Below are 25,225 nucleotides of genomic sequence, written 5' to 3' on the forward strand. Positions count from 1 at the left end.
AGATTACTTGACCAGTTCAAGCCAGCTCCCACAGTAGATCTTCATAGGGCTCAGGATCAGGCCAGGCCGGACTCTACCAGCAGCGCTTCAAGCCCCATCAAGTCCGGCACCTTCGCCACCTGCTCGCCCACTTGCACCGCCGCCAGTTCCAGCGGGCACAGGGGCACGTCCACGTAGCTCAATTCGCTATCGAGCTTGTACGAACGGGGAATACCCTGGATCACTAGAGCAATGAACTTCAAGGTCGGCCGCCCGCCCAGTGCATTCAACACCACGATGCGCGAGCGTTCGCCCGTCATGCTGGCTTCGCCGCAGGCCGCTTCAAAGCTGATCAGCGGAATCTGTCGATCGCGCCACGTGACCTGCCGCAGATACCACGGCGGCGCATCGCTGGCCGGTTCGCCGCGCTGGAAGTCGATCAGCTCGGCGACGGCGACGTTGGGCAGCACCAGGTGGCGGTCGGCCAGGGGCAGCAGCAGGCCGGTGAGTTGGCTGGTGCGGTGCTCAAGCATGGGACTTGCTCCAGTAGGCGATGCTCTCCAGCAGCACCGACTCTTGGTACGGCTTGCCGAGGTAGTCGTTGACGCCAATGGCCATGGCGCGGTCGCGGTGTTTCTGGCCGGTGCGTGAGGTGATCATGATGATCGGCAAGCGCATCAGGCGTGGGTCGTTGCGTATCTGAATGGCCACTTCGAAGCCGTCCATGCGCGGCATTTCGATGTCGAGCAGCATCAGGTCCGGGGTGTGTTCTTCCAGGATGGCGAGGGCGTCGATACCGTCCTTGGCGGTGAGCACGTTCATGCCGTTGCGCTCCAGCAGGCGGCTGGTGACTTTGCGCACGGTGACCGAGTCGTCCACCACCAGCACCAGCAGCGGGCGTTTTTTCAGTGGGTCGTTGAGGACCAGCGGCGCATCCACTGCCTGGGCCGGCAAGGCCGGTTGCCGAGCGCGGATGTGCGCCAGCAGGTCGATGATCAGCACCACATGGCCGTCGCCCAGGATGGTCGCGCCGGTCACGCCCTGCACCCCGGAGAATTGCGGCCCCAAGCCCTTGACCACGATCTCGCGGGTACCGGCCATGGCATCCACGTGCACCGCCACGCGGCGTTCATTGCAATGCACCAGCAGCACCGGCACAGGCTGGTACTGGCCCAGCAGTTTCGGGCGGCTGGCGGTGTGCAGCAGGTCGCCGAGGTAGAACAACTCGTAGCGCTGGCCGCCATATTCATAGTGCGCCGGGTCTTGCTGGTAGTGCCCCGCCAACTCGTGGGGCAGCACGCGCACCAGGCCTTCGATGGTGTTGAGCGGGATCGCGTATTGGTCGTCCGCGCAGTGCACCATCAGCGCACGATTGACCGACACGGTAAACGGCAGGCGAATGCGAAAATGCACGCCCATGCCCGGCGTCGAGTCGATCACCATGGAGCCGCCGAGCTGGCGCACTTCTTCATGCACCACGTCCATGCCCACGCCGCGCCCGGAAATCTGGGTGATTTTTTCGGCGGTGGAAAAGCCCGGCTGCAGGATGAACTGCAACACGTCACGGTCGCTGATCTCTTGATGGGGCGCGAGCAGGCCGCGCTTGATCGCCTTGCGTCGCACCGCTTCGAGGGGCACGCCGGCGCCGTCGTCGCGCATGTCGAAGACGATGTCGCCGCCTTCGTGGGTCAGGTCCAGGGTGATGCGGCCCTTCTCCGGTTTGCCCGCCGCCAGCCGCACTTCGCGCGACTCCAGGCCGTGGTCGACGGCGTTGCGCAGCATATGCTCCAAGGGTGCCGCCATGCGCTCCAGCACATTGCGGTCCATCTCGCCTTCGGCATTGCCGACGATAAACTCCACGTTCTTGCCCAACTCGCCCGCCACTTGCCGCACGATGCGCTTGAGGCGTGGCAACATGCGCTCGAAAGGCACCATGCGCGTGCGCATCAGGCCTTCCTGCAACTCGGTGTTGATACGCGCCTGTTGCTGCAGCAGGTTGTGGGCATCCTGGTTGCGGCGCTCAAGGGTGTCCTTGAGGTCGAGCAGGTCGGAGGCAGATTCGGACAGCGCACGGGCCAGCTGTTGCAGCTGCGAATGGCGGTCCATTTCCAGCGGATCGAATTCTTCGTAGCCCAGGCGTTCGGCCTCGGCTTGCTGGCGGCTCAGGAGGCGGCCCTGGGTTTCGCTGTCGAGCCGGCGCAGCTGGTCGCGCATGCGCTCGATGGTGGTTTCCATCTCACTCAAGGCAATGCGCGCATCCTTGACTTGCTGCTCGATCCGCCCACGGAAGATCGAGGTTTCGCCGGCGAGGTTGACCAGGTCATCGAGCAAGTCGGCAGAGATTTTCACCATGTCGGCAGCCGGATCGGCGACCGCTTCGGCCTTGCCAGCCGGCAGCGCCACCGGTGTGACCGGCTCATCACTGGGGTGCACCAGGCTCTTGATGCGCTCGATGAGTTTATCCACCGAACCCACCGGCAGACCCTCGGCCACGGCGTCGATCATCTGCGCCAGGCGGTCATGGCAGCCTTGCAGCAGTGCGAACAACTCAGGGGTCGGCGCGAGCAAACCGGCGGACAGCCCTTCGTAAAGAAATTCCAGCTCATGGGCCAGATCGCCGATTGGCCCGATCTCGACCATACGCGCACCGCCCTTGAGGGTGTGCAGGTCCCGCAGCAGGGTTTCCACTTCTTGGCGATTGCCCGGCTCGCCCTGCCAGCGCACTAACGCGCTGCCTGAGCTGTCGAGGATATCGGTGGCTTCTTCGAGGAAGATATCCAGCAATTCCGGGTCGGCACCCGAGGCGGCTGCCACCGCAGCCGGCGCTGCCGGGCTGCTGGCCTGGCGCAACTCCCGCAACCTTTCGACCAGCTCGACGCCGTCACTCAAGGGTTGCTGCTGTTGCAGTTCGTCCAACTGTTGGGCCAAGCGTTCGTGGCTGGCCATCAGTGCCTGGGACAGCTCCACGGAATAACTGTAGCGGCGATCCACCAGCCCCTCATAAACGCATTCGAGCTCATGGGCCAAGTCGCCCACCGGGTCGATTTCGGCCATGCGTGCGCCGCCCTTGAGGGTGTGCAGGTCCCGCTGCAACGAGGACAAGGGCGCGGCGTTTTCGGGTTCCAGCAACCAGCGCTTGAGCGACTGCCCGGCGCTGTCGAGGATGTCTACGGCCTCTTCAAGAAAGATCTCGACAATCTCGTCGTCCATCGCGGTGGCGTGATCCAACTGCGCAGTAGCCGCGCCCAACTCGGAGATACTCAGGGCGCGGCTGCCGTCGCTTTTGATCAGGCCCGTGGCGGACGGGTCCAAGGCTTCGTCCAGCAACTCGCGCAACGCCTGCAGACGTGCGGGCGCGGGGCTGATTTCCTGGCCGGCGGCCAACTGGTCGAGCATGTTGATCAGCGCGTCGTGGGCCTGTTCGGCCTCGTGGAAGAACCGGGCGCTGACCGCCAGGCTGCTTTCTTCTACCGCGCCATACAGGTCGAGCAAGGCCTCGCACAACGCGTCGATAGGGTGCAGGTCGGCAAGGTGAGCGCCCTCGCCCAACGTAGTCAGCTCGTCCAGCAATGCCGTGAGCTCCTGACGGTCGCCGGGGTGCTGCTGCCAGCGGCGCAGCAGGCTTTCGGCGTCGAGCAGGATGTCCATGCCCTGGGCCAGGAAGTTGGTGATCAAGTGCGGGTCACGCTTGACGCGCAGGCCGGTCGTGGGCGCGTCGAGCAAGGCGGCAAGTTGATGCTCCAGCAGGTGTTGGGTGCGGCTGATCACGCTGGCCGCTCCGTGGATCGGTGCCAGGGGATTGTTGTCCAGGTCACGCACCCCGCGCTGGAACAGCCCCTGTGCCTCAAGCAACAACGCCACTTCGTCCTTGTCCAGCGGCAGGCGGTGGGCCTTGTACTCACGGGTGAGGTGATCCAGCGGGCGCGCCAGCTCGGCGATGGGCAACACGCCAGCCATGTAGGCGCTGCCCTTGAGGGTGTGCAAGGCGCGTTGCAGTTCATCGCTGACCTGCAGCGGCACCTGCTCGGCGGCCTGTTGCAGGAAGTGGCCGAGGCTGTCCAGATGGCCCTGGGCTTCGTTGCGGAAGATCTCCAGCAGCATTGGGTCATGGGGCTCGGTGGTCGACGTTGCAGCGCCACTGGCCAGGGCATGGGCACTGGCGGCCAAGGCGTCGGCTTCATCGCGCTGGCGTTGATCGTCGCTGGCAAAATCGGCGATCAGCTCCGGCAGCAGGGCCACGGTCTCATCCAACACCTGCTGCACCTCAGGGCCAAGGACTAAGCTGCGTTCCAGCACGCGATTGAGCAGGTTCTCCACGGCCCAGGCCAGCTCGGCCAGCACCAAGGCGCGCACCATGCGGCCGCTGCCCTTGAGGGTATGGAAAGCCCGGCGCATTTCGCCCTGGGCGGCTTTGTCCGCGCTGTCGGGCAGGTAGCGATGCAGCACGTCGAGGACTTCATCGGTTTCTTCAAGGAAGACTTCGCGCAATTCATCGTCAATCGGTTCCTCGCCGGCCGGCGGCGGCAACAGGCTGCCTGGACGCTGCAAGGCCGGAGGGTTGAGACGTGATGCAGGGCTGGCCAAGGCATCGAATTGGGATTGGTTTGATACGGCCTCGGAGGACAGTGCCCCCTCGGGCGCGACCAGGGCCTGGCGCCAGGGTTTTTCCACCGGCAGGTAGCCCAATGCATTCAAGCCCTGGGTGGCCAACTCCAGCACTTTTTCCCCTGCCGCGTCAGGGTCTTGAAGCATGCGTTCGAGGTAGTACTCCAGGCTACTGACCACCTCGGCAAAATGCGCCAGTTGTGTCGCCGAAGGGGCGGCTTCATTGACCATCAACTGCTCATCGACGTAATCGGTGCAACCGCGCATCAGGCTCGCCGCACGCGGCAAGGGAATCATCGCCAGGGCACCACGTACCTGGCTCAGCAGCTCGGGCAAGGACTCCAGGCGCTGACGATCCCAATCAGCCTCAATGCAGTCGATCACCAGTTCCTTGGCTTGGCGCAGGCACTGGCACGACTCACGAATCACCAACTGATGGATCTGGGTCAGGTCGGTGGTGGGCAAGCGGCTGTCTTCACGGCTTTGCGGTTCGACGGTGCCGATCATCCCGGCCAACGTCGCTTCGACATACAACAACGCGCCGGCCACATCCATCAACACCGCGTCATTGGGTTCGCGCTGCCCCTGGACCAGGCTCAACACCACAGCGAGTTGGTCGATGATCACTTTGCGCGGCTGGCCGAAACCCAGTACCGCAAGGGTATCGGCGATCTGCCGCAGCGGCGCCAGCAAGGGGTCGAGGTCCTGGGTGTGCTGGCGATCACTGCGCACGAACAGATCCAGGCGCTCCTTGACCCGCACCAGCTCCTCACACAACGCGCCGAGCACCGAGCCCATGGCATTGCGATCCGGCCCGGCCAGCCGTGCACGTTCAGCGTCGACCACGGCGCTGTCGGGCAAGGCTTCGTCCAAGCCGTAGCGTTCCTTCAGGCTTTGCATGCGCGGCGTCGGCCGGGTGACTTTGGCGACGTAGAACAGCAGGCTCTTGAGCAAGTCGTCCGGCGCCGGCTGGTTGATGCCATTGATGCCTTGAACCAGCAAGCGCTTGAGTTGCTTGTCGCTGGCCTTGAGCAGGCTGCGCAGCGCCGGGCTGTTGGCGACCACGCCGGTGAGCATGCCTTCGACCAGCGCCGAGGTGACCTGCCACAACGGCAGCAGCGGCGCACCCTGGCACAGCGCTTCAAGGCGTGCGAACACCCGCGCCATGTCTTCCAGGTTGCTGGGGCCGTGGTCTTCACGCAGCAACCCGGCGAGGGCTTGTTGCAGCAGGTGGCGCCATTGGCGCAACTGCTCATGCAGATCCGGCGTGGCCCGTTGGGCCAGGGCTTGCTCAGGCAACGGCTCGATCGACAGCAGTTGCGGGCTGAACAGGCTGGTTTCCGATAGCAGGCTTTCACCACGGGCGCTGCGCAGGTCGTTGAGCAGCGGCAGCACCACCAGTGGCAGGTCGCGGCGGGCACTGTGCACGCGGTCGAGGTACAGCGGCAATTGGCCGAGGGCTTGTTGCAGCAGGCGGATACTTTCATCGCGCTGGCCGACGTGCCCGGCCTGGAGCGCAAGGGCCAGTTCTTCGATCTCTTCGGCCAGCAGCGCCGCGCCGTAGAACTCGACCATTTGCAGCGCGCCATGCACCTGGTGGATACCGGCCAGGCATTGGTTGAGGGCGTCGTCGTCAAGGGTTTCAACGTACGCGTCCAGCGCCGACCGGGCCTGTTTCAGGGTTTCGGCAATATCGCCCTTGACCCATTCGAGGGCCACGTAGTCGTGCCGATCAACCATAACTGCTCCGCTTAGAATTCATGAGTTGCTGGTATCTCACAAACAATGGAGATCCGATGTGGGAGCTGGCTTGCCTGCGATAGCGGTGGGTCAGCACTATATCTGTATCTGACAGACCGCTATCGCAGGCAAGCCAGCTCCCACAGTTGGACTGTGGTGTTCTTCAGGTCGTATTTCAATCATCGACCTGCTTGGGCGGCGGCAAGGTGAAACCCGATACCGACCTGCGCAACTGGCTGGCCATCTTCGCCAGGTTACCAATGCTTTCGGCGGTGGCGGTGGAACCCGACGACGTCTGGGTGGTGATCTGCTGGATCACGTTCATGGTCAGGGAAATCTGCCCCGCCGATGAGGTCTGTTGCTGCGCCGCGTTGGAAATACTCTGGATCAGCGCCGCCAGGGTTTTGGACACGCCTTCGATCTCTTCCAGCGCCACCCCGGCGTCCTGGGCCAGGCGCGCGCCGCGCACCACTTCCGTGGTGGTCTGTTCCATGGAGATCACCGCTTCGTTGGTGTCGGCCTGGATGGTGCGCACCAGGGTTTCGATCTGCCGGGTGGCCGCCGAGGAGCGTTCGGCCAACCGTTGCACTTCATCGGCCACCACCGCAAAACCGCGCCCGGCGTCACCGGCCATGCTGGCCTGGATCGCGGCATTGAGGGCGAGGATATTGGTCTGGTCGGCGATATCGTCGATCAGGCTGATGATGTCGCCAATTTCCTGGGACGACTCGCCCAAACGCTTGATGCGCTTGGCGGTGTCCTGGATCTGCTCGCGAATGTTGTCCATGCCGTGGATGGTGTTGTGCACCACCTCGTTGCCTTTGTTGGCGATCTCTACCGAACGTTCAGCTACCGCCGAGGATTCGGCCGCGTTGGCCGATACCTGGTCAATGGACTGCGCCATCTGGTTGATCGCCGTGGACGCTTCGGCAATCTGCTGGGCCTGATGCTCCGATGCCTGGGCCAGGTGCATAGCGGTGGCCTGGGTGTCCTGCACCGCACCGGCGACCTGCCCGGCAGTGAGGTTGATGGTGGCGACCAGGTCGCGCAGTTGGTCCACGGAATAGTTGATGGAGTCTGCGATGGTGCCAGTGAAGTCTTCGGTGACCGAGGCGGTGACGGTAAGGTCGCCGTCGGCCAGGTCTTCGATTTCATCCAGCAGGCGCATGATCGCGTTCTGGTTGCGCTCGTTCTTCTGCGCGGTTTCATGCAGTTGGCGGTTGGTCTCGCGCACCATGACCAGGCCGATCAGGATGATCGAGGCCAGCGCCAGCAAGCCCAGCACGTAACCACCGATGGTGTCGAAGCTGCGCCCGCTGGCGAGGTTTTCAAAACCCGTGGCCAGGTGCGAGGCTTCATCGAGCAAGGTTTGCGACAGGTTGAAAATATTGCTCGCCGAGGCGCGCACCTGGAACAACTGTGGCGAGGTCTCGAGAATTTCATCCACGGAGCCGGAGACAAATTCGAACAGCTCGGCGATGTCCGCCAGCCGCGCACGGGCGTCCGGGTCTTCGACCTGGGTGATACGCAGGCCCGGGTTGCCGTTGAGCATGCCATTGAGCACCACGCCAAAACGGTTGGCATCGCGGCCAAAGGCATCGGCGGCCTGCACGGCGGTTTCATCCCCCGCCAGCACCGTGTTGACCGCCCCCAGGATACGTTCGGCCAGCAGCGACTGGCGTTGGGCCAAGGCAACTTGGCTGGCCGGGGCGCCGCGTTGCAGCAGGATATCCACGACCTTTTCCGACTCGATCTGCAGTTGCGGCACGGTTTCGGCCAGGGTCGCCGCCACCTGGTGCAACGACAATACGGTCTGCTCGCTGGCCAGGATGGCGTCGGTGTTTTTGAGCAGCGCCTCCCAGTCGGTCTGCACCGCCCGCATTTCGGCGCGCACCGCACTGGGCGCCGCCGGCAAGCCAGTTTGCGGGTCACCTTTTTTCAGGTAACCCCAGCGCTGGGCAAAATCGTTGCGCGCATCGCCCAGCAGCTTGAACGCCGCCGCTTTCCCCGCAGCGGCCTCGGTGGCGTTCTTGGCAATGCGCTGGGACAGCACGCGCAGCTCACCGGCGTGGCCGATGTACTGTTTATCGTAGGTGGACTGGGTGTTGAGGTACGCGAAGTTGGCGAACAGCAACATGATGAACACGATCAAGGCGATAAACAGCACGATGATCTGCGAACGGCTGCGCGAAGCGGCCTGAGGTTTGGGCGTGGTAGCGGTACTCATGCGGCAACATCCATGAAGCCAGGGGCCTGGGCCAGGGCGAAGGGGCTGAAGACTTGCCATTGCGGCTCGCCGTCGAACTGGCCCTGGATAAACGGGGCGCTCGAGGCGGTGCTCGCCACCCAGGCGTCCAATGGGAAATGCTGCATGCCTACCACCTCGTCTACCAGCAGCCCGACAAACAGGTCGTTGAACTCCACCACCAGCACCCGCCGTTGCTTGCGCGCCCTGGACAACTCAAGGCCCAGGAAACCGCCCAGGTCCATCACCGGCAGCAAGCGCCCGCGCAGGTTGGCCACGCCCTTGACCCAGGGTTTGACCCCCGGCATCAAGGTGCAGCGCGGCTCATGCAACACCTCGGCGACTTCGCCCATGGGCGCCACGTAGGCGTTTGGCCCTACGCGGAAGGCGATGCCGCTCCAGCGTTGCAGGCGCGTTTCCTGGGACGGCAGGTCCGCGGCCAGCAAGCGGCAGCGGCGGTCGATGTCCAGCAACAGCTCAAAGGCGGTTTGCGACTCGGTCATGATCGCAAGCCTTAGCCGGCCAGCACCTTGTTCAGGGTGGCAATCAGGGTCTCTTCATCCACAGGCTTGGTCAGGTAATCCTTGGCGCCCTGGCGTGCGCCCCAGATCTTGTCGGTTTCCTGGTCCTTGGTGGTGATGATGATAATCGGGATACCGTTGGTTTCTGGCTCCTTGGACAACTGGCGCGTGGCCTGGAAGCCGTTGAGGCCGGGCATCACGATATCCATCAGCACCGCGTCGGGCTTTTCCTGGCGGGCCAGGGCCACGCCGTCCGCGCCGTTTTCGGCCTTGAGCACCTGGTGGCCATGCTTTTCCAGCATGCCGGTGAGTTTGTACATTTCAGTCGGCGAATCGTCGACGATCAAAACACGTGCCATGGTTTTCCCCGCTACATTGGTCGGCGCCGGCCCTCGTGAGGCGGCGTCAGTGTGCTTGTTCTACTGCGGCGAACCCAGGCACATAGGCCTTGATCGCCCCCAGCAGTTCTTCCTTGCTGAAAGGCTTGGTCAAAAATTGATCGACACCCACGATGCGCCCCTTGGCCTTGTCGAACAGGCCGTCCTTGGAGGACAGCATGATCACCGGGATCGACTTGAACGCCGGGTTGTTCTTCACCAGGGCGCAGGTCTGGTAGCCATCCAGGCGCGGCATCATGATGTCGACAAAGATAATGTGCGGGTGATGATCGACAATACGAGCCAGGGCGTCGAAACCGTCGATCGCCGTGATGACCTCGCACCCCATGTTCTTCAACAGCGTCTCGGCGGTGCGGCGGATCGTTTTCGAATCGTCGATCACCATCACCTTCAAGGCGTTGGAATGCTGTTCCATATCTGCTCTACCATCGCCACAGCGAATCGGTTTTCGGTGTGTACTGCCTGATGTTGCACAGGATGAACGCCGCAAGCCTTGGAATTCAAGGGCTGCTGCGCCGTGCCAGCCTTTTTAGCACAGTCTCCAAGCGCAATCTATCGAGGCACCCACCCAGTGGTTTTTCCTTGACCCACAACAGCCGCAGCGCCACTCTGACGCCACTTTTATGCGCCCCAATTTGCTAGAGGAAATCCCCCATGAGCGTTCGCGTCGGCATTGTCATGGACCCTATCGCCAGCATTTCCTATAAAAAGGACAGTTCGCTGGCCATGCTCCTGGCCGCCCAGGCCCGCGGCTGGACCTTGTTCTATATGGAGCAGCGCGACCTTTACCAGGGTGAAGGCGAGGCCCGCGCACGCATGCGCCCGCTGCAGGTGTTCGCCAACCCCGAGAAGTGGTTCGAGCTTTCTGACGAAATCGACAGCCCCCTTAGCGACCTCGACGTGATCCTGATGCGCAAGGATCCGCCGTTCGACATGGAATTTGTGTACTCCACCTACCTGCTGGAGCAAGCCGAACGGGCCGGCGTGTTGATCGTCAACAAGCCGCAAAGCCTGCGTGACTGCAATGAAAAGCTGTTCGCCACCCTGTTCCCGCAGTGCACACCACCGACCGTGGTCAGCCGCCGCGCCGATGTACTGCGTGAATTCGCCGCCAAGCATGGCGACGTGATCCTCAAGCCGCTGGACGGCATGGGCGGCACCTCGATCTTCCGTCACCGCGCCGGCGACCCGAACCTGTCGGTGATCCTCGAAACCCTGACCGCCCTCGGCACCCAGCAGATCATGGGCCAGGCCTACCTGCCGGCGATCAAGGACGGTGACAAGCGCATCCTGATGATCGACGGCGAGCCGGTGGATTACTGCCTGGCGCGCATCCCGGCAGCCGGCGAGACCCGTGGCAACCTGGCCGCCGGTGGTCGCGGTGAAGCGCGGCCGTTATCGGACAAGGACCGCTGGATCGCCGCTCAAGTCGGTCCGACCCTGCGGGAAAAAGGCCTGCTGTTTGTCGGACTGGACGTAATTGGTGAGAACCTCACTGAAATCAACGTCACCAGCCCGACCTGTATTCGCGAGATCGACAATGCATTTGGTACGAACATCGGCGAAATGCTGATGGCCGCCATTGAGCGCAAGCTAAAAGCCAAGTGACATAGAACAGCCGGACACATACCAACATTGCGTTATCATGCGCAACCTGTGAAACGCGCGATGTTGGTTTTCTTGTCATGACACTCCCGTCCGATCTGCCCCCCGAATTCACCCATAGCGGCGTGCGCCCGGCTGATCGTCTCGGTTTTACCCTGTTTCTCGCTGCGCTGATTCACCTCGCCCTGCTCCTGGGCGTGGGGTTCACCCTGGTGGAACCCAAGCAGATCACCAAGACCCTGGAAATCACACTTGCTACGTTCAAGAGCGAAAAGAAGCCCGAAAAGGCTGACTTTCTCGCCCAGGAAAACCAGCAAGGCAGCGGCACCCTCGACAAGAAAGCCGTGCCCAAGACCACCGAAGTGGCGCCCTTCCACGACAACCAGGTCAAGAAGGTCACCCCACCGCCGGCGCCAAAGCCCGAGGTCAAGCAGGCCACGCCCAAGGCTGCGGTAGCCACCGTCGCGCCCAAGCCGCAAAAAGCCCCGACCCAGCGCGAAAAGGCCAAGACCGAACCCAAGCCCGAGCCAGTGAAACCTGCGCCGACGTTCGACAGTTCGACGCTGTCCGACGAAATTTCCAGCCTCGAAGCCGAACTGGCCCATGAACAACAGCTGTATGCCAAGCGCCCGCGCATCTACCGCCTGAACGCGGCCTCGACCATGCGCGACAAAGGCGCCTGGTATAAGGACGAGTGGCGCAAGAAGGTCGAACGCATCGGCAACCTCAACTACCCGGACGAGGCACGGCGCCAGCAGATTTATGGCAACTTGCGCTTGCTGGTGTCGATCAACCGTGACGGCTCGCTGTATGAAGTGCAGGTGCTGGAGTCCTCCGGCCAGCCGCTGCTGGACCAGGCCGCGCAACGCATCGTGCGCCTGGCCGCGCCCTTTGCGCCGTTCAGCGGCGACTTGAACGACGTGGACCGCCTGGAAATCATCCGCACCTGGCGGTTCGCCAAGGGCGACCGGTTGTCCAGCAACTGATCGCACAGATCGTTCCCACGCTCCGCGTGGGAATGCCGCCATGGACGCTCTGCGTCTGCTCTTGGGACGCGGAGCGCCCCGGGATGCGTTCCCACGCGGAGCGTGGGAACGATCAGCGACCAGGCTCGCGCCCGCACTTGTCAGTTCGTCCCTCCAACGCCACACTAGCGGACATGAAAAACGTCAGCCCGACTTACCTCAAGCACCAATTCCTGATCGCCATGCCCCATATGGCCGACCCGAACTTTGCGCAGACCTTGACCTACATCGTCGAGCACACGGCCAATGGTGCCATGGGGTTGGTGGTCAACCGCCCGCAGGAGCTGAACCTGGCCGATATCCTTGAGCAACTGCGCCCGGAAATCGACCCGCCAGCGCGCTGCCAGGGCGTACCGATCTACTTCGGCGGGCCGGTGCAGACCGATCGCGGTTTTGTACTGCACCCCACCGGGCCGACGTTCCAGGCCACGGTAGACCTTGATGGGGTGTCACTGTCCACATCCCAGGATGTGCTGTTCGCCATCGCCGACGGCATCGGCCCCGAGCAGAGTGTGATCACCCTGGGCTACGCCGGTTGGGAAGCCGGGCAACTGGAGGCCGAACTGGCCAGCAATGCCTGGCTGACCTGCCCGTTCGACGCTGACATTTTGTTCAACACCGCCAGCGAATTGCGCCTGGAAGCGGCAGCAGCGAAGCTGCGGGTCAACCTCAGCCTGCTGACCAGCCAGGCGGGGCACGCCTGATGGCCTTGCGTCTGATCCTCGGTTTTGACTACGGCACCAAACAGATCGGCGTAGCGGTTGGCCAGGTCATCACCGGCCAGGCCCGCGAACTGTGCACCCTCAAGGCCCAGAACGGCGTGCCGGACTGGAACCAGGTCGAAGCCCTGATTAAAGAGTGGAAGCCTGACGCAGTGGTGGTCGGCCTGCCCCTGAACATGGATGGCACCCCCAGTGACATGTGCCTGCGCGCCGAGAAGTTCGCGCGCCGCCTCAATGGCCGCTACAACCTGCCCTTCTATACCCACGACGAACGCCTCACCACCTTCGAAGCCAAGGGGGAGCGCCGCGACCGTGGCGGGCAAAAGGGCAGTTACCGCGACAACCCGGTAGACGCCATCGCCGCGGCCTTGCTGTTGCAGGGCTGGCTGGATGAAAACACCGCTTTATTTGAATCCTGACCCGCCGCGATCCTGTGGGAGCGGGCTTGCCCGCGAAGAACGTTAACGATACCGCGAGAAGACTGGATGAACGCGGTGCCCATGAGTTTTTCGCGAGCAAGCTCGCTCCTACACACTTGATAAGGAGCCACCATGAGCTTGCCGAACCCTGCCGAACTGATCAGCCAGATGGCGATACGCCTCAAGGCGCACCTGGAACACCGTGCCATCAGCGAACCGCGTTTTATCGGCATACGCACCGGTGGCGTGTGGGTAGCCCAGGCATTGCTGGAAGCACTGGGCAGCGATTCGCCTCTGGGCACCCTGGACGTGTCCTTCTACCGCGACGACTTCAGCCAGAACGGCCTGCATCCACAAGTGCGCCCATCGGCCCTGCCCTTCGAGATCGAAGGCCAGCACCTGGTATTGATCGACGACGTGCTGATGAGCGGCCGCACCATCCGCGCCGCCATGAACGAATTGTTCGACTATGGCCGCCCTGCCAGCGTGACCCTGGTGTGCCTGCTGGACCTGGATGCTGGCGAACTGCCGATCAGCCCGGACGTCGTGGGTGCAACCCTGTCGCTTGCACCCCAGCAGCGGGTAAAATTGTCCGGTCCTACGCCGCTCGAACTCGAACTGCAAGACCTTGCCCTTTAAACCGCCTTGTAAAGAGTCCCCGCGATGACGCCTCTAGATGCCAAGCGCCCGCTGCAGCTCAATGCTCAGGGCCAGTTGCAACACTTCTTGTCCCTCGACGGTTTGCCCCGCGAACTGCTCACCGAAATCCTCGACACCGCCGACTCGTTCCTGGAAGTCGGTGGCCGGGCAGTGAAGAAAGTCCCGCTGTTGCGCGGCAAAACCATCTGCAACGTGTTCTTCGAAAACTCCACCCGCACCCGCACCACCTTTGAACTGGCGGCCCAGCGGCTGTCGGCCGATGTGATCACGCTGAACGTGTCCACCTCGTCGGCGAGCAAGGGCGAAACCCTGCTCGATACCTTGCGCAACCTGGAAGCCATGGCCGCCGACATGTTCGTGGTACGCCACGGCGACTCCGGCGCTGCGCATTTCATCGCCGAGCATGTGTGCCCGAACGTGGCGATCATCAATGGCGGCGACGGCCGTCACGCGCACCCGACCCAGGGCATGCTCGACATGCTCACCATTCGTCGGCACAAGGGCAGCTTTGAAAACCTCTCGGTAGCCATCGTCGGCGACATCCTGCATTCGCGGGTGGCACGTTCGAACATGCTGGCTCTCAAGGCCCTGGGTTGCCCGGATATCCGCGTGATCGCGCCCAAGACCCTATTGCCCATCGGCATCGAACAGTATGGCGTGAAGGTCTACACCGACATGGCCGAAGGCCTCAAGGATGTGGACGTGGTGATCATGCTGCGCCTGCAACGCGAGCGCATGGCCGGGGGCTTGTTGCCCAGCGAAGGTGAGTTCTACCGCCTGTTCGGCCTGACCACCGCACGCCTGGCCAAGGCCAAGCCGGATGCCATCGTGATGCACCCGGGGCCAATCAACCGCGGCGTGGAAATTGAGTCGGCGGTGGCCGACGGCCCACAATCGGTGATTCTCAACCAAGTGACCTACGGCATCGCCGTGCGCATGGCCGTGCTGTCCATGGCCATGAGCGGACAAACCGCGCAACGTCAATTCGAGCAGGAGCAGGCCCAGTGAAGCTCAGCATTCTCGGCGCCCGAGTCATCGACCCGGCCAGCGGCCTGGACCAAGTTACCGATCTACACCTGGACGCCGGCAAGATCGTCGCCATCGGCGCCGCCCCCGCCGGCTTCAACGCCGGCCAGAGCATTGACGCCAAGGGCCTGGTGGCCGCACCTGGGCTGGTGGACTTGAATGTCGCCCTGCGTGAACCGGGCTACAGTCGCAAAGGCAACATCGCCAGCGAAACCCAGGCCGCGGCAGCCGGTGGCGTGACCAGCCTGTGTTGCCCGCCCAATACCAAGCCGGTACTGGACACTTCTGCTGTGACCGAGCTGATCCTCGACCGCGCCCGCGAAGCCGGCAATTGCAAAGTGTTTCCCATTGGCGCCTTGAGCAAGGGCCTGGATGGCGAACAACTCGCCGAATTGATCGCCCTGCGTGACGCCGGTTGCGTGGCCTTCGGCAATGGCCTGGAAAGCTTTCGCAGCACGCGCACCTTGTGCCGCGCCCTGGAATACGCGGCCACGTTCGACTTGACGGTGATCTTCCATTCCCAAGACCACGACCTGGCCGAAGGCGGCCTGGCCCATGAAGGCGCAGTGGCGAGCTTCCTCGGCCTGCCGGGCATTCCGGAAACCGCAGAAACCGTGGCCCTCGCCCGTGACCTGTTGCTGGTGGAACAAAGCGGCGTGCGTGCGCATTTCAGCCAGTTGACCAGCGCCCGGGGCGTGGCTCTGATCGCCCAGGCCCAGGCCCGTGGCTTGCGGGTAACTGCGGATGTCGCCCTGTACCAGCTGATCCTGACGGATGAGGCGCTGATCGACTTCTCCAGCCTTTACCACGTACAGCCCCCGCTGCGCACCAAGGCAGACCGTGACGGTTTGCGTGCGGCGGTGAAGTCGGGTGTGGTGTCGGCGATTTCCAGCCATCACCAACCTCACGAGCGAGACGCCAAGCTGGCACCGTTTGGCGCGACCGAGCCGGGCATCAGCAGCGTGGAGTTGTTGTTGCCACTGGCGATGACGCTTGTAGAAGACGGCTTGCTGGACTTGCCGACACTACTGTCGCGCCTGAGCGCCGGCCCGGCCGAGGCCCTGCGCTTGCCAGCGGGCCAGTTGGCGGTGGGTTCACCGGCGGACCTGGTGCTGTTCGACCTGGCAAGCTCGACGGTGGCTGGTGAGCGTTGGTTGTCCAAGGGCGAAAACTGCCCGTTCATCGGCCACAGCCTGCCAGCGACGGTGCGGTACACCTTGATGGATGGGCGGATCAGCTACCAGGCTTGACGCGCAAGCTCGTTCCCACGCTCTGCGTGGGAACGATCAGTGCTCAGCGCCCGCTGTTGCGCTCGGCATTGCGGATCGAGATCTGCGTGTTCAGCGTCCAGAAGTCATAGAGCACCCCGATCAGGAACAAACCGCCGGTCAGCAGGTAGATCAGGCCGGTGATCCATTTGCCCTGATACATACGGTGCACACCAAACACCCCCAGGAACGCCAACAGAATCCAGGCCACGTTGTATTCAATGGGCCCAGCGGTAAAACGCAGGTCGGCTTCACGGTCCATGGCCGGGATCAGGAACAAGTCGATCAGCCAGCCAATACCCAGCAAGCCAAAGGTGAAAAACCAGATCGTACCGGTCACCGGCTTGCCGTAATAGAAGCGATGAGCCCCGGTAAAACCGAAAATCCACAGTAGGTAACCAATCGCCTTACTGTGGGTGTCGTGCTGCTGACCAACCTGTTGATAGGTGTTCATGAAGGACCTCTTTTGCGTCGATAGATAAATTTTTTCATTTTCTTTGTGACTTTTTTACGGGCGCCCGACGTACGGTAAATGGTATCTTCCTGCCCTCAAAGCCTTGTACCGCCTGCCTTGTGTAGGACAATTGCGGCGAATCGTCGCGTTTTTCCTGAATTTGACCCCAAGGTTCAGTCGACAAACGGCCTGAGAACAGCACAAAAAGCTGTTATAAAGTTGCGCGCAAACCCATAAGAGCCACGCCTAATGCGACCATTTTTCAAGACATGGCTAACCATTTGCCTATTAATGCCACTGGCCGCCCACGCCACCAATCGTGAGCAACGACTTCCGAACGTTAACGGTTTCACCCCTAAAGTCCATAGCACGCCCAGCACTGCCAAAGCGGCAAAGCCGACCGTCAGCCGCCCGACTCAACTGAGCAAGGCCCACGGCAAAGTGCTTTCCACCCAGCTGGCCGTGAACACCAAGCAAAGCAGCAACGTCTTGAGCCGTGCCGTCAACGTGCTCGGTACACCTTATCGTTGGGGCGGCAGCAGCCCAAGTAAAGGGTTCGACTGCAGCGGGCTGGTGAAATATGCATTTAACGATGTAAAAGCGGTGGACCTGCCACGCACCTCCAACGCCATGGCGGCCGGCCATGGGTTGAAGGTTGACCGCAAAGACCTGAAGCCGGGCGATCTGTTGTTCTTCAAGTTGAAGAGCCGCCAGGTGAACCACGTTGCCATCTACCTGGGCAATGACCGCTTTATTCACGCACCGCGCCGTGGCAAGTCGGTGAGCATCGACACGCTGAAAAAGCCGTTCTGGGACAAGAACTACGTGATTGCCAAGCGGGTACTGCCTAAAGAGCAGAACAGCAACCTGCGGATCGTGCAGCGCTAAGCCAGGCACCACTGAAGCTCCCCCTTTGAAATGCAATCAAATGTGGGAGCTGGCTTGCCTGCGATGACGGTGTGTCAGTTGGCAGACAGAGTGCCTGACAGTCCGCTATCGCAGGCAAGCCAGCTCCCACATTGTGTATCTGTGCGTTTTAGATATCTGCCGGCACCCTCGCCTTCTCCCGCGCCTCTTCCCGACTGACCAGGCCCGCGCCCACCAACGCCTTCAAACTCATATCCAGGGTCTTCATCCCCAACGCCCCACCGGTCTGAATTGCCGAAACCATCTGCGCCACCTTGTCCTCACGGATCAAGTTACGAATCGCCGGCGTACCCAGCATGATTTCATGGGCGGCCACACGCCCACCGCCCACCTTCTTCACCAACACCTGAGAGACCACCGCCTGCAACGACTCCGACAGCATCGAGCGGACCATGGCCTTTTCCCCGGCCGGGAAGACGTCCACCAGCCGGTCTATCGTCTTTGCCGCCGACGAGGTGTGCAGAGTGCCGAACACCAGGTGCCCGGTCTCTGCCGCCGTCAGCGCAAGGCGGATGGTTTCCAGATCGCGCAATTCACCCACCAGGATCACATCCGGGTCTTCTCGCAGGGCTGAACGCAGGGCCACCGAGAAACTGTGGGTGTCACGATGCACCTGGCGCTGGTTGACCAGCGCCAGTTTCGGCCTGTGGATAAACTCGATGGGGTCTTCCAGCGTGAGGATATGCTGGCGTCGATGCCGGTTGAGGTCGTCGATCATCGCCGCCAGGGTCGTGGACTTGCCAGAACCGGTGGGCCCGGTCACCAGCACCAGGCCGCGAGGAAGGCGGGCGATACGCTGGAACACCTCGCCCAATCCCAGCGCCTCCAGGCTCTGGACCTCAGTCGCAATAGCCCGGAACACTGCACCCACGCCGCGATCCTGGCGGAACACGTTCGCCCGGAACCGGGCGACGCCTGGCAATTCGAAGACAAAATCCGTTTCAAGAGATGTTTCGAAATCCTTTTGTTGATGTTTATTCAGCAACGGGCTCAATAAGTCGACCACTTGGGTAGCGTTCAGCGCTGGCCCATCCAGCGGCCAAACCTCGCCATCAATGCGCAGCATCGGTGCCAGGCCAGCTGACAGATGCAGGTCTGAGGCGCCTCGGCTTACGCTGGCCGTCAGCAATTGCGTGATATCCATAGGGCTTTCCATTTCCAGTAGAATGCCGCGGACTCCATATCCACGGGCGCATCTTGAATGTCGACGATAGCAGACAACATCGGCCTGGTTAGCCAGCGCATCCGCGCCGCAGCCGACGCCGTGCAACGTGACGCAAGCAGCATCCACCTGCTGGCCGTGAGCAAGACCAAACCCGCGCAGGCAGTGCGCGAAGCCTATGCCGCCGGGCTGCGCGACTTTGGCGAAAACTACCTGCAGGAAGCCCTGGGCAAACAGGCGGATTTAACCGACCTGCCCTTGAGTTGGCACTTCATCGGCCCCATTCAATCGAACAAGACTCGCGCTATCGCCGAGCACTTCGCTTGGGTGCATTCCGTGGACCGCCTGAAAATCGCACAACGCCTGTCCGAACAACGCCCGGCCGACCTGCCGCCGCTCAATATCTGCATTCAGGTCAATGTCAGTGGCGAAGCCAGCAAGTCCGGCTGCACACCCGCCGACCTGCCGGCCCTGGCCACGGCGATCAGCGCCCTGCCGCGCTTGAAGCTGCGGGGCTTGATGGCGATTCCCGAGCCGACTGAAGATCGGGCAGAGCAGGATGCGGCGTTTGCCACGGTGCGCGACCTGCAAGCCAGCTTGAACCTGGCGCTGGACACACTTTCCATGGGCATGAGCCACGACCTTGAGTCGGCCATTGCCCAAGGCGCCACCTGGGTGCGGATCGGTACCGCGCTGTTTGGCGCCCGCGACTACGGCCAGCCGTGAAATGGCTGACATCCCTCGAAAATAAGGACCTGTCATGAGCAACACGCGTATTGCCTTTATCGGCGCCGGTAACATGGCGGCCAGCCTGATCGGTGGCCTGCGGGCCAAGGGCCTGGACGCCGAGCAGATCCGCGCCAGCGACCCGGGCGCCGAGACCCGCGAGCGCGTCAGCGCCGAACACGGCATCCAGACCTTCGCTGATAATGCCGAGGCCATCCACGGCGTCGATGTGATCGTGCTGGCGGTCAAGCCCCAGGCCATGAAGGCTGTGTGCGAGAGCCTGCGCCCGAGTCTGCAACCTCACCAATTGGTGGTGTCGATTGCCGCTGGCATCACCTGCGCCAGCATGACCAACTGGCTCGGCGCCCAGCCCATCGTGCGCTGCATGCCCAACACCCCGGCGCTGCTGCGCCAGGGCGTCAGCGGTTTGTATGCCACCGGCGAAGTCACCGCGCAGCAACGTGACCAGGCCCAGGAACTGCTGTCTGCGGTGGGCATCGCCGTGTGGCTGGAGCAGGAACAGCAACTGGATGCGGTTACCGCCGTTTCCGGTAGTGGCCCGGCCTACTTCTTCCTGCTGATCGAGGCCATGACCGCCGCCGGTGTCAAGCTGGGCCTGCCCCACGACGTGGCCGAGCAACTGGCGGAGCAAACCGCCCTGGGCGCCGCGAAAATGGCGGTCGGCAGCGAGGTGGATGCCGCCGAACTGCGCCGTCGCGTCACCTCGCCAGGTGGCACCACACAAGCGGCTATCGAGTCGTTCCAGGCCGGGGGCTTTGAAGCCCTGGTGGAAACAGCACTGGGTGCCGCCGCACATCGTTCAGCCGAGATGGCTGAGCAACTGGGCAAATAGTCGTCCCTTACCAAGGTAATCAAACATGCTCGGAATCAATGACGCTGCCATTTTCATCATCCAGACCCTGGGCAGCTTGTACCTGCTGATCGTGCTGATGCGCTTTATCCTGCAACTGGTGCGTGCAAACTTCTACAACCCGCTGTGCCAGTTCGTGGTGAAGGCCACCCAACCACTGCTCAAGCCGCTGCGCCGAGTGATCCCGAGCCTGTTCGGCCTGGACATGTCGTCGCTGGTGCTGGCGTTGCTGCTGCAAATCCTGCTGTTCGTGGTGATCCTGATGCTCAATGGCTACCAGGCCTTCACCGTCCTGCTGTTGCCATGGGGCCTGATCGGGATTTTCTCGCTGTTCCTGAAGATCATTTTCTGGTCGATGATCATCAGCGTGATCCTCTCCTGGGTCGCACCGGGCAGCCGTAGCCCAGGTGCCGAATTGGTGGCTCAGATCACCGAGCCCGTGCTGGCACCCTTCCGTCGCCTGATTCCGAACCTGGGTGGCCTGGATATCTCGCCGATCTTCGCGTTTATCGTGATTCAGTTGCTGCAAAGCTGGGTGATTCCGCGCCTGGCCTACTTTGCTTACATGCCAAAAGAGTTGTTTGGCCTGATCTGAATGCCGTAGCCCCTATGGGAGTTGGCTTGTGTGGGAGCTGGCTTGTCTGCGATAGCATGGCTTGTGCTGATCATTCCCACGCTCTGCGTGGGAATGCAGCCCGTGACGCTCCGCGTCACCAGTGCAGGACGCAGAGCGTCCCAAGAAGCATTCCCACGCGGAGCGTGGGAACGATCACGCTAACCCCCGACCATTGCTTGCCGCTAGGGTCCCCGCTCTTTAGACTTACGCCTCATTTAAACGAGAGCAGGGTCGATGCCAGCTGCCTTCCCCCCCGATTCTGTTGGACTGGTCGTGCCACAAGTGGCGCATTTCAGCGAACCCCTGGCCCTGGCCTGCGGCCGTTCGTTGCCAGCCTACGACCTGATCTACGAAACCTATGGCCAACTGAACGCCACGGCGAACAACGCCGTGCTGATCTGCCATGCCTTATCCGGCCATCATCACGCCGCCGGCTTCCATAGCGTTGACGACCGCAAGCCCGGCTGGTGGGACAGTTGCATCGGCCCCGGCAAGCCCATCGACACCAATAAGTTCTTTGTGGTCAGCCTGAACAACCTCGGCGGCTGCAACGGCTCCACCGGCCCCAGCAGCCTCAACCCGGAAACCGGCAAACCGTTCGGCGCCGACTTCCCAGTGCTGACCGTGGAAGACTGGGTGCACAGCCAGGCACGCCTGGCCGACCTGCTGGGCATCAGCCAGTGGGCCGCCGTGATTGGCGGCAGCCTGGGCGGCATGCAGGCCCTGCAATGGACCATCACCTACCCGGACCGCGTGCGTCATTGCCTGGCCATCGCCTCGGCGCCCAAGTTGTCGGCGCAGAACATCGCCTTCAACGAAGTGGCGCGCCAGGCGATCCTCACCGACCCCGAGTTCCACGGCGGTTCGTTCCAGGAAGCGGGCGTGATCCCCAAGCGCGGCCTGATGCTGGCGCGGATGGTCGGCCACATTACCTACCTGTCCGACGATTCCATGGGCGAGAAATTCGGCCGTGGCCTCAAGAGCGAGAAGCTCAACTACGACTTCCACAGCGTCGAGTTCCAGGTGGAAAGCTACCTGCGTTATCAGGGCGAGGAATTCTCGGGGCGCTTTGACGCCAACACCTACCTACTGATGACCAAGGCTCTGGACTACTTCGACCCGGCCGCCAACCACGATGACGACCTGGCAAAAACCTTCGAGCACGCCACGGCCAAGTTCTGCGTGATGTCGTTCACCACCGACTGGCGCTTTTCGCCAGCGCGCTCCCGTGAGCTGGTGGATGCCCTGATGGCCGCCAAGAAAGACGTCTGCTACCTGGAGATCGATGCACCGCAAGGCCACGACGCCTTCCTGATTCCGATCCCACGCTACCTGCAGGCGTTCAGTAACTACATGAACCGTATTTCGCTTGTGAGAACGCCATGAGAGCCGACCTGGAAATCATCCAAGACTGGATCCCCGCCGGCAGCCGCGTGCTCGACCTGGGCTGCGGCGACGGCGAACTGCTGAGCTGGCTGCGCGACCACAAGCAAGTCACCGGCTACGGCCTGGAAAACGACCCGGACAACATCGCCCAGTGCGTGGCCAAGGGCATCAACGTGATCGAGCAGGACCTGGACAAGGGCCTGGGCAACTTTGCCAGCAACAGCTTCGATATCGTGGTGATGACCCAAGCCCTGCAAGCGGTGCACTACCCGGACCGCATCCTCGACGAAATGCTGCGCGTGGGCCGCCAATGCATCATCACCTTTCCCAACTTTGGCCACTGGCGCTGCCGCTGGTACCTGGCCACCAAGGGGCGCATGCCGGTCTCCGACTTCCTGCCGTACACCTGGTACAACACGCCGAACATCCACTTCTGCACCTTCGAAGACTTCGAAGCCCTGTGTGGCGAGCGTGAAGCCAAGGTGATCAACCGCCTTGCCGTCGATCAACAGCACCGCCACGGCTGGGCGAGTAAGCTATGGCCCAACCTGTTGGGCGAAATTGGTATCTACCGGGTCAGCAGCCCTGGCCTGACCGACCACAAAGTTGCCGTCTAATCATCTTCAAGAGGGACGTTCATGAGTCGTTTGGCTATTTTTCTATTGACCGCATGCCTGGGCGCCAGCGCCATGGCCGCCGACGCTATCGACGCTAATCGCAAAAAAGACTTCGGCGATATCACCGTTCATTACAACACCTTTACTTCAAGCTTCCTGCCACCCGAGACCGCCCAGAAAGTCGGCGTGGTGCGCAGCAAGGAGAAGGGGTTGATCAACGTCACCGTGATCAAGGGCGTAAGCCCAGTGGCCGCGCAAGTCACCGGCACTATCAAGGACCTCGGCGGCAAAAGCGAGATCCTGACGTTCAAGCAGATCGAAGAAAAAGGCGGCATCAGCTACCTCGCGCCCTACACCGTGACGCAACGGGAATACAAGACCTTCACCATCAACGTTGAAACCGGCGGCAAGGCCCACGGTTTCCAATTCAACCAAGAACTGTTCCCGGCCGAATGATGAACCTTACCCAACTCGTACTCGCCAGCCACAACGCCGGCAAACTCAAAGAACTGCAAGCCATGCTCGGTGAGTCTGTGCACCTGCGTTCGATTGGCGAGTTCAGCCAGGTCGAACCGGAAGAGACCGGCCTGTCGTTCGTCGAGAATGCCATCCTCAAGGCCCGCAATGCTGCGCGTATCTCTGGCCTGCCGGCCCTGGCGGATGATTCGGGCCTGGCCGTGGACTTCCTCGGCGGCGCCCCTGGTATCTACTCCGCCCGTTACGCCGACGGCAAGGGCGACGCAGCCAACAACGCCAAGCTGCTCGACGCCCTCAAGGACGTGCCGGAGGCCGAGCGTGGTGCGCAGTTCGTCTGCGTGCTGGCCCTGGTGCGGCATGCCGATGACCCGTTGCCGATTCTGTGTGAAGGCCTGTGGCACGGGCGCATCCTGCAAGCCGCCAGCGGTGAGCATGGGTTTGGCTATGACCCGCTGTTCTGGGTGCCGGAGCGCAATGTCTCCAGCGCCGAACTGAGCCCGGCCGACAAGAACCAGATCAGCCACCGCGCCCGCGCCATGGCGTTGCTGCGCCAGCGCCTGGGCTTGAAATGACCCAGAACACCTCTGCGCAGCCGCTGATCCACGGTGGCGCGCAAACACCACGGGCGGCCCTGCCCCATCTGCCGCCCCTGGCGCTGTACATCCATATCCCGTGGTGCGTGCGCAAATGCCCGTATTGCGACTTCAACTCCCACACCGCCAGCAAAGTGCTGCCGGAAGAAGAGTACGTGGACGCCCTGCTGGCCGACCTGGACCAAGACCTGCACGCCGTGTATGGCCGTAAACTGAGTTCGATCTTCTTTGGCGGCGGCACGCCCAGCCTGTTCAGCGCTGCTGCACTGGGCCGCCTGCTCAAGGGCGTTCAAACGCGTATCCCGTTTACCGACGATATCGAGATCACCCTGGAAGCCAACCCCGGGACGTTCGAACAAGAGAAGTTCGTGGCGTACCGCAAGCTGGGGATCAATCGCCTGTCCATCGGCATCCAGAGCTTCCAGCAAGAGAAGCTTGAAGCTCTGGGCCGCATCCACAATGGCGATGAAGCCGTGCGCGCAGCCGGTATGGCGCGTCAGGCTGGGTTCGATAATTTCAACCTGGATTTGATGCACGGCTTGCCCAACCAGTCCCTGGAGGACGCCTTGGGCGACCTGCGCCAGGCCATTGCACTCAAGCCCACGCACCTGTCCTGGTACCAACTGACCCTGGAACCCAATACCGTGTTCTGGAACCAGCCACCCGCGCTGCCGGAAGACGACACGCTGTGGGATATCCAGGAAGCCGGCCAGGCACTGCTCGCCGAACACGGTTACGCACAATATGAAGTCTCGGCCTACGCCCAACCGGGGCGGCCGGCGCGGCATAACCTCAATTACTGGAGCTTTGGCGACTTTATCGGCATAGGCGCCGGCGCCCACGGCAAGCTCAGCCACCCGGACGGGCGCATCATCCGCACCTGGAAAACCCGTGCACCGAAGGACTACCTCAACCCGGCCAAAAGCTTCCAGGCCGGCGCGAAAGAACTGACCAACGATGAACTGCCGTTCGAGTTCCTGATGAACGCGCTGCGCCTCACCGAAGGGGTTGATGCCAAGCTCTACGCCGAGCGCACCGGCCTTGACCTGGCGAGCCTCGACGAAGGCCGCCGCGACGCAGAACAAAGTGGATTAATGCAGGTCGAACCGTCACGCCTGGCGGCCACCGACCGCGGGCAACTCTTTCTCAATGACCTGTTGCAGAAGTTTTTGAGCTGATAGCT

The 25,225-nt window shown here is 62.3% G+C and carries 24 protein-coding genes; 16 read left to right on the plus strand and 8 right to left on the minus strand.

Annotated features, from left to right (window positions below):
• Positions 1-56 precede the first annotated feature (56 nt).
• The 6 genes from RHM69_RS19120 to pilG all read right to left on the minus strand — a co-directional run bounded on the left by RHM69_RS19120 (position 57) and on the right by pilG (position 9,903).
• The gene (locus tag RHM69_RS19120) at positions 57-512 is read right to left on the minus strand and encodes a chemotaxis protein CheW (RefSeq protein ID WP_003195048.1); all 456 of its coding nucleotides are present in this window, start codon (positions 510-512) and stop codon (positions 57-59) included.
• Positions 505-6,324: an Hpt domain-containing protein gene (locus RHM69_RS19125; protein ID WP_200599507.1), complete on the minus strand. Its 5,820-nt coding sequence runs from the start codon at positions 6,322-6,324 to the stop codon at positions 505-507. Before RHM69_RS19125 ends, RHM69_RS19120 begins: the two co-directional genes overlap by 8 nt.
• Positions 6,325-6,499: 175 nt before the next feature.
• Positions 6,500-8,551 (minus strand): methyl-accepting chemotaxis protein, encoded by a 2,052-nt coding sequence (locus RHM69_RS19130; protein ID WP_014720318.1) that lies wholly within the window; start codon positions 8,549-8,551, stop codon positions 6,500-6,502.
• Positions 8,548-9,072: a chemotaxis protein CheW gene (locus RHM69_RS19135; RefSeq protein WP_020301917.1), complete on the minus strand. Its 525-nt coding sequence runs from the start codon at positions 9,070-9,072 to the stop codon at positions 8,548-8,550. The genes RHM69_RS19130 and RHM69_RS19135 overlap by 4 nt, the downstream gene beginning before the upstream one ends.
• An 11-nt stretch (positions 9,073-9,083) precedes the next feature.
• Positions 9,084-9,449 (minus strand): twitching motility response regulator PilH, encoded by a 366-nt coding sequence (gene pilH / locus RHM69_RS19140; RefSeq protein ID WP_014720320.1) that lies wholly within the window; start codon positions 9,447-9,449, stop codon positions 9,084-9,086.
• 46 nt (positions 9,450-9,495) lie between these two features.
• The gene (gene pilG, locus RHM69_RS19145; protein ID WP_014720321.1) at positions 9,496-9,903 is read right to left on the minus strand and encodes a twitching motility response regulator PilG; all 408 of its coding nucleotides are present in this window, start codon (positions 9,901-9,903) and stop codon (positions 9,496-9,498) included.
• Positions 9,904-10,142: 239 nt separating this feature from the next.
• Here pilG and gshB point away from each other — a divergent pair, with 239 nt between their 5' ends.
• The 7 genes from gshB to RHM69_RS19180 all read left to right on the plus strand — a co-directional run bounded on the left by gshB (position 10,143) and on the right by RHM69_RS19180 (position 16,195).
• Positions 10,143-11,096 (plus strand): glutathione synthase, encoded by a 954-nt coding sequence (gene gshB / locus RHM69_RS19150; protein WP_020301918.1) that lies wholly within the window; start codon positions 10,143-10,145, stop codon positions 11,094-11,096.
• A gap of 77 nt (positions 11,097-11,173) precedes the next feature.
• Positions 11,174-12,079, plus strand: a complete 906-nt coding sequence (locus RHM69_RS19155) for an energy transducer TonB (protein WP_014720322.1) — start codon at positions 11,174-11,176, stop codon at positions 12,077-12,079.
• Between the two features lie 173 nt (positions 12,080-12,252).
• Positions 12,253-12,822, plus strand: coding sequence for a YqgE/AlgH family protein (locus RHM69_RS19160; protein WP_019817750.1), 570 nt, complete (start codon positions 12,253-12,255; stop codon positions 12,820-12,822).
• A complete protein-coding gene (gene ruvX, locus RHM69_RS19165; protein WP_003195067.1) occupies positions 12,822-13,259 on the plus strand; it encodes a Holliday junction resolvase RuvX in 438 nt (145 codons plus the stop codon). The genes RHM69_RS19160 and ruvX overlap by 1 nt, the downstream gene beginning before the upstream one ends.
• Before the next feature lie 132 nt (positions 13,260-13,391).
• On the plus strand, positions 13,392-13,898 hold the full coding sequence (pyrR, locus tag RHM69_RS19170) for a bifunctional pyr operon transcriptional regulator/uracil phosphoribosyltransferase PyrR (protein ID WP_019817751.1): 507 nt from the start codon (positions 13,392-13,394) through the stop codon (positions 13,896-13,898).
• Between the two features lie 24 nt (positions 13,899-13,922).
• On the plus strand, positions 13,923-14,927 hold the full coding sequence (locus RHM69_RS19175; protein ID WP_014720325.1) for an aspartate carbamoyltransferase catalytic subunit: 1,005 nt from the start codon (positions 13,923-13,925) through the stop codon (positions 14,925-14,927).
• Positions 14,924-16,195, plus strand: a complete 1,272-nt coding sequence (locus RHM69_RS19180) for a dihydroorotase (protein WP_038451845.1) — start codon at positions 14,924-14,926, stop codon at positions 16,193-16,195. Before RHM69_RS19175 ends, RHM69_RS19180 begins: the two co-directional genes overlap by 4 nt.
• A 43-nt stretch (positions 16,196-16,238) precedes the next feature.
• Here the strand turns inward: RHM69_RS19180 and RHM69_RS19185 are convergent, their stop codons facing one another.
• Positions 16,239-16,667: an NINE protein gene (locus RHM69_RS19185; RefSeq protein ID WP_020301920.1), complete on the minus strand. Its 429-nt coding sequence runs from the start codon at positions 16,665-16,667 to the stop codon at positions 16,239-16,241.
• 249 nt (positions 16,668-16,916) lie between these two features.
• Here RHM69_RS19185 and RHM69_RS19190 point away from each other — a divergent pair, with 249 nt between their 5' ends.
• The gene (locus RHM69_RS19190; protein ID WP_003195078.1) at positions 16,917-17,555 is read left to right on the plus strand and encodes a C40 family peptidase; all 639 of its coding nucleotides are present in this window, start codon (positions 16,917-16,919) and stop codon (positions 17,553-17,555) included.
• Positions 17,556-17,703: 148 nt separating this feature from the next.
• On the opposite strand, the gene RHM69_RS19195 is transcribed toward RHM69_RS19190, so the two are convergent.
• Positions 17,704-18,738, minus strand: coding sequence for a type IV pilus twitching motility protein PilT (locus tag RHM69_RS19195; protein ID WP_200599505.1), 1,035 nt, complete (start codon positions 18,736-18,738; stop codon positions 17,704-17,706).
• 57 nt (positions 18,739-18,795) lie between these two features.
• Between RHM69_RS19195 and RHM69_RS19200 the strand changes: the two genes are divergently transcribed.
• From RHM69_RS19200 to hemW, 8 genes are all read left to right on the plus strand, one after another.
• The gene (locus RHM69_RS19200) at positions 18,796-19,482 is read left to right on the plus strand and encodes a YggS family pyridoxal phosphate-dependent enzyme (RefSeq protein WP_014720328.1); all 687 of its coding nucleotides are present in this window, start codon (positions 18,796-18,798) and stop codon (positions 19,480-19,482) included.
• A gap of 34 nt (positions 19,483-19,516) precedes the next feature.
• Positions 19,517-20,335, plus strand: a complete 819-nt coding sequence (gene proC, locus RHM69_RS19205) for a pyrroline-5-carboxylate reductase (RefSeq protein ID WP_032902278.1) — start codon at positions 19,517-19,519, stop codon at positions 20,333-20,335.
• A gap of 25 nt (positions 20,336-20,360) precedes the next feature.
• Positions 20,361-20,948: a YggT family protein gene (locus RHM69_RS19210; protein WP_003195087.1), complete on the plus strand. Its 588-nt coding sequence runs from the start codon at positions 20,361-20,363 to the stop codon at positions 20,946-20,948.
• A 255-nt stretch (positions 20,949-21,203) separates the two neighbouring features.
• The gene (metX, locus tag RHM69_RS19215; RefSeq protein WP_200599503.1) at positions 21,204-22,355 is read left to right on the plus strand and encodes a homoserine O-succinyltransferase MetX; all 1,152 of its coding nucleotides are present in this window, start codon (positions 21,204-21,206) and stop codon (positions 22,353-22,355) included.
• Complete coding sequence (gene metW, locus RHM69_RS19220) at positions 22,352-22,972, plus strand: methionine biosynthesis protein MetW (RefSeq protein ID WP_003195091.1); 621 nt, start codon at positions 22,352-22,354, stop codon at positions 22,970-22,972. Before metX ends, metW begins: the two co-directional genes overlap by 4 nt.
• A 21-nt stretch (positions 22,973-22,993) precedes the next feature.
• The gene (locus RHM69_RS19225; protein ID WP_200599501.1) at positions 22,994-23,428 is read left to right on the plus strand and encodes a DUF4426 domain-containing protein; all 435 of its coding nucleotides are present in this window, start codon (positions 22,994-22,996) and stop codon (positions 23,426-23,428) included.
• Positions 23,425-24,021 carry an RdgB/HAM1 family non-canonical purine NTP pyrophosphatase gene (gene rdgB / locus RHM69_RS19230; protein ID WP_003195095.1) on the plus strand — a complete coding sequence of 199 codons (597 nt, stop codon included), beginning with the start codon at positions 23,425-23,427 and terminating at the stop codon, positions 24,019-24,021. The genes RHM69_RS19225 and rdgB overlap by 4 nt, the downstream gene beginning before the upstream one ends.
• Entirely contained in the window at positions 24,018-25,220 is a 1,203-nt protein-coding gene (gene hemW, locus RHM69_RS19235; RefSeq protein WP_032902275.1) for a radical SAM family heme chaperone HemW, read from the plus strand. Before rdgB ends, hemW begins: the two co-directional genes overlap by 4 nt.
• The last annotated feature ends 5 nt before the right edge of the window (positions 25,221-25,225 follow it).

Source organism: Pseudomonas sp. CCI1.1, from assembly GCF_034348165.1.
Taxonomy (GTDB): domain Bacteria; phylum Pseudomonadota; class Gammaproteobacteria; order Pseudomonadales; family Pseudomonadaceae; genus Aquipseudomonas; species Aquipseudomonas paracarnis.

Coding starts and splice junctions, on each gene's coding strand:
- metW (WP_003195091.1), top strand. CDS start 22,352: ATGAGAGCCGACCTGGAAATCATCCAAGACTGGATCCCCGCCGGCAGC.
- RHM69_RS19120 (WP_003195048.1), bottom strand. CDS start 512: ATGCTTGAGCACCGCACCAGCCAACTCACCGGCCTGCTGCTGCCCCTG.
- RHM69_RS19195 (WP_200599505.1), bottom strand. CDS start 18,738: ATGGATATCACGCAATTGCTGACGGCCAGCGTAAGCCGAGGCGCCTCA.
- RHM69_RS19130 (WP_014720318.1), bottom strand. CDS start 8,551: ATGAGTACCGCTACCACGCCCAAACCTCAGGCCGCTTCGCGCAGCCGT.
- hemW (WP_032902275.1), top strand. CDS start 24,018: ATGACCCAGAACACCTCTGCGCAGCCGCTGATCCACGGTGGCGCGCAA.
- RHM69_RS19210 (WP_003195087.1), top strand. CDS start 20,361: ATGCTCGGAATCAATGACGCTGCCATTTTCATCATCCAGACCCTGGGC.
- RHM69_RS19135 (WP_020301917.1), bottom strand. CDS start 9,072: ATGACCGAGTCGCAAACCGCCTTTGAGCTGTTGCTGGACATCGACCGC.
- RHM69_RS19185 (WP_020301920.1), bottom strand. CDS start 16,667: ATGAACACCTATCAACAGGTTGGTCAGCAGCACGACACCCACAGTAAG.
- proC (WP_032902278.1), top strand. CDS start 19,517: ATGAGCAACACGCGTATTGCCTTTATCGGCGCCGGTAACATGGCGGCC.
- RHM69_RS19125 (WP_200599507.1), bottom strand. CDS start 6,324: ATGGTTGATCGGCACGACTACGTGGCCCTCGAATGGGTCAAGGGCGAT.
- RHM69_RS19190 (WP_003195078.1), top strand. CDS start 16,917: ATGCGACCATTTTTCAAGACATGGCTAACCATTTGCCTATTAATGCCA.
- RHM69_RS19160 (WP_019817750.1), top strand. CDS start 12,253: ATGAAAAACGTCAGCCCGACTTACCTCAAGCACCAATTCCTGATCGCC.
- pyrR (WP_019817751.1), top strand. CDS start 13,392: ATGAGCTTGCCGAACCCTGCCGAACTGATCAGCCAGATGGCGATACGC.
- RHM69_RS19200 (WP_014720328.1), top strand. CDS start 18,796: ATGTCGACGATAGCAGACAACATCGGCCTGGTTAGCCAGCGCATCCGC.
- rdgB (WP_003195095.1), top strand. CDS start 23,425: ATGATGAACCTTACCCAACTCGTACTCGCCAGCCACAACGCCGGCAAA.
- pilG (WP_014720321.1), bottom strand. CDS start 9,903: ATGGAACAGCATTCCAACGCCTTGAAGGTGATGGTGATCGACGATTCG.
- RHM69_RS19155 (WP_014720322.1), top strand. CDS start 11,174: ATGACACTCCCGTCCGATCTGCCCCCCGAATTCACCCATAGCGGCGTG.
- RHM69_RS19175 (WP_014720325.1), top strand. CDS start 13,923: ATGACGCCTCTAGATGCCAAGCGCCCGCTGCAGCTCAATGCTCAGGGC.
- RHM69_RS19225 (WP_200599501.1), top strand. CDS start 22,994: ATGAGTCGTTTGGCTATTTTTCTATTGACCGCATGCCTGGGCGCCAGC.
- gshB (WP_020301918.1), top strand. CDS start 10,143: ATGAGCGTTCGCGTCGGCATTGTCATGGACCCTATCGCCAGCATTTCC.
- metX (WP_200599503.1), top strand. CDS start 21,204: ATGCCAGCTGCCTTCCCCCCCGATTCTGTTGGACTGGTCGTGCCACAA.
- pilH (WP_014720320.1), bottom strand. CDS start 9,449: ATGGCACGTGTTTTGATCGTCGACGATTCGCCGACTGAAATGTACAAA.
- ruvX (WP_003195067.1), top strand. CDS start 12,822: ATGGCCTTGCGTCTGATCCTCGGTTTTGACTACGGCACCAAACAGATC.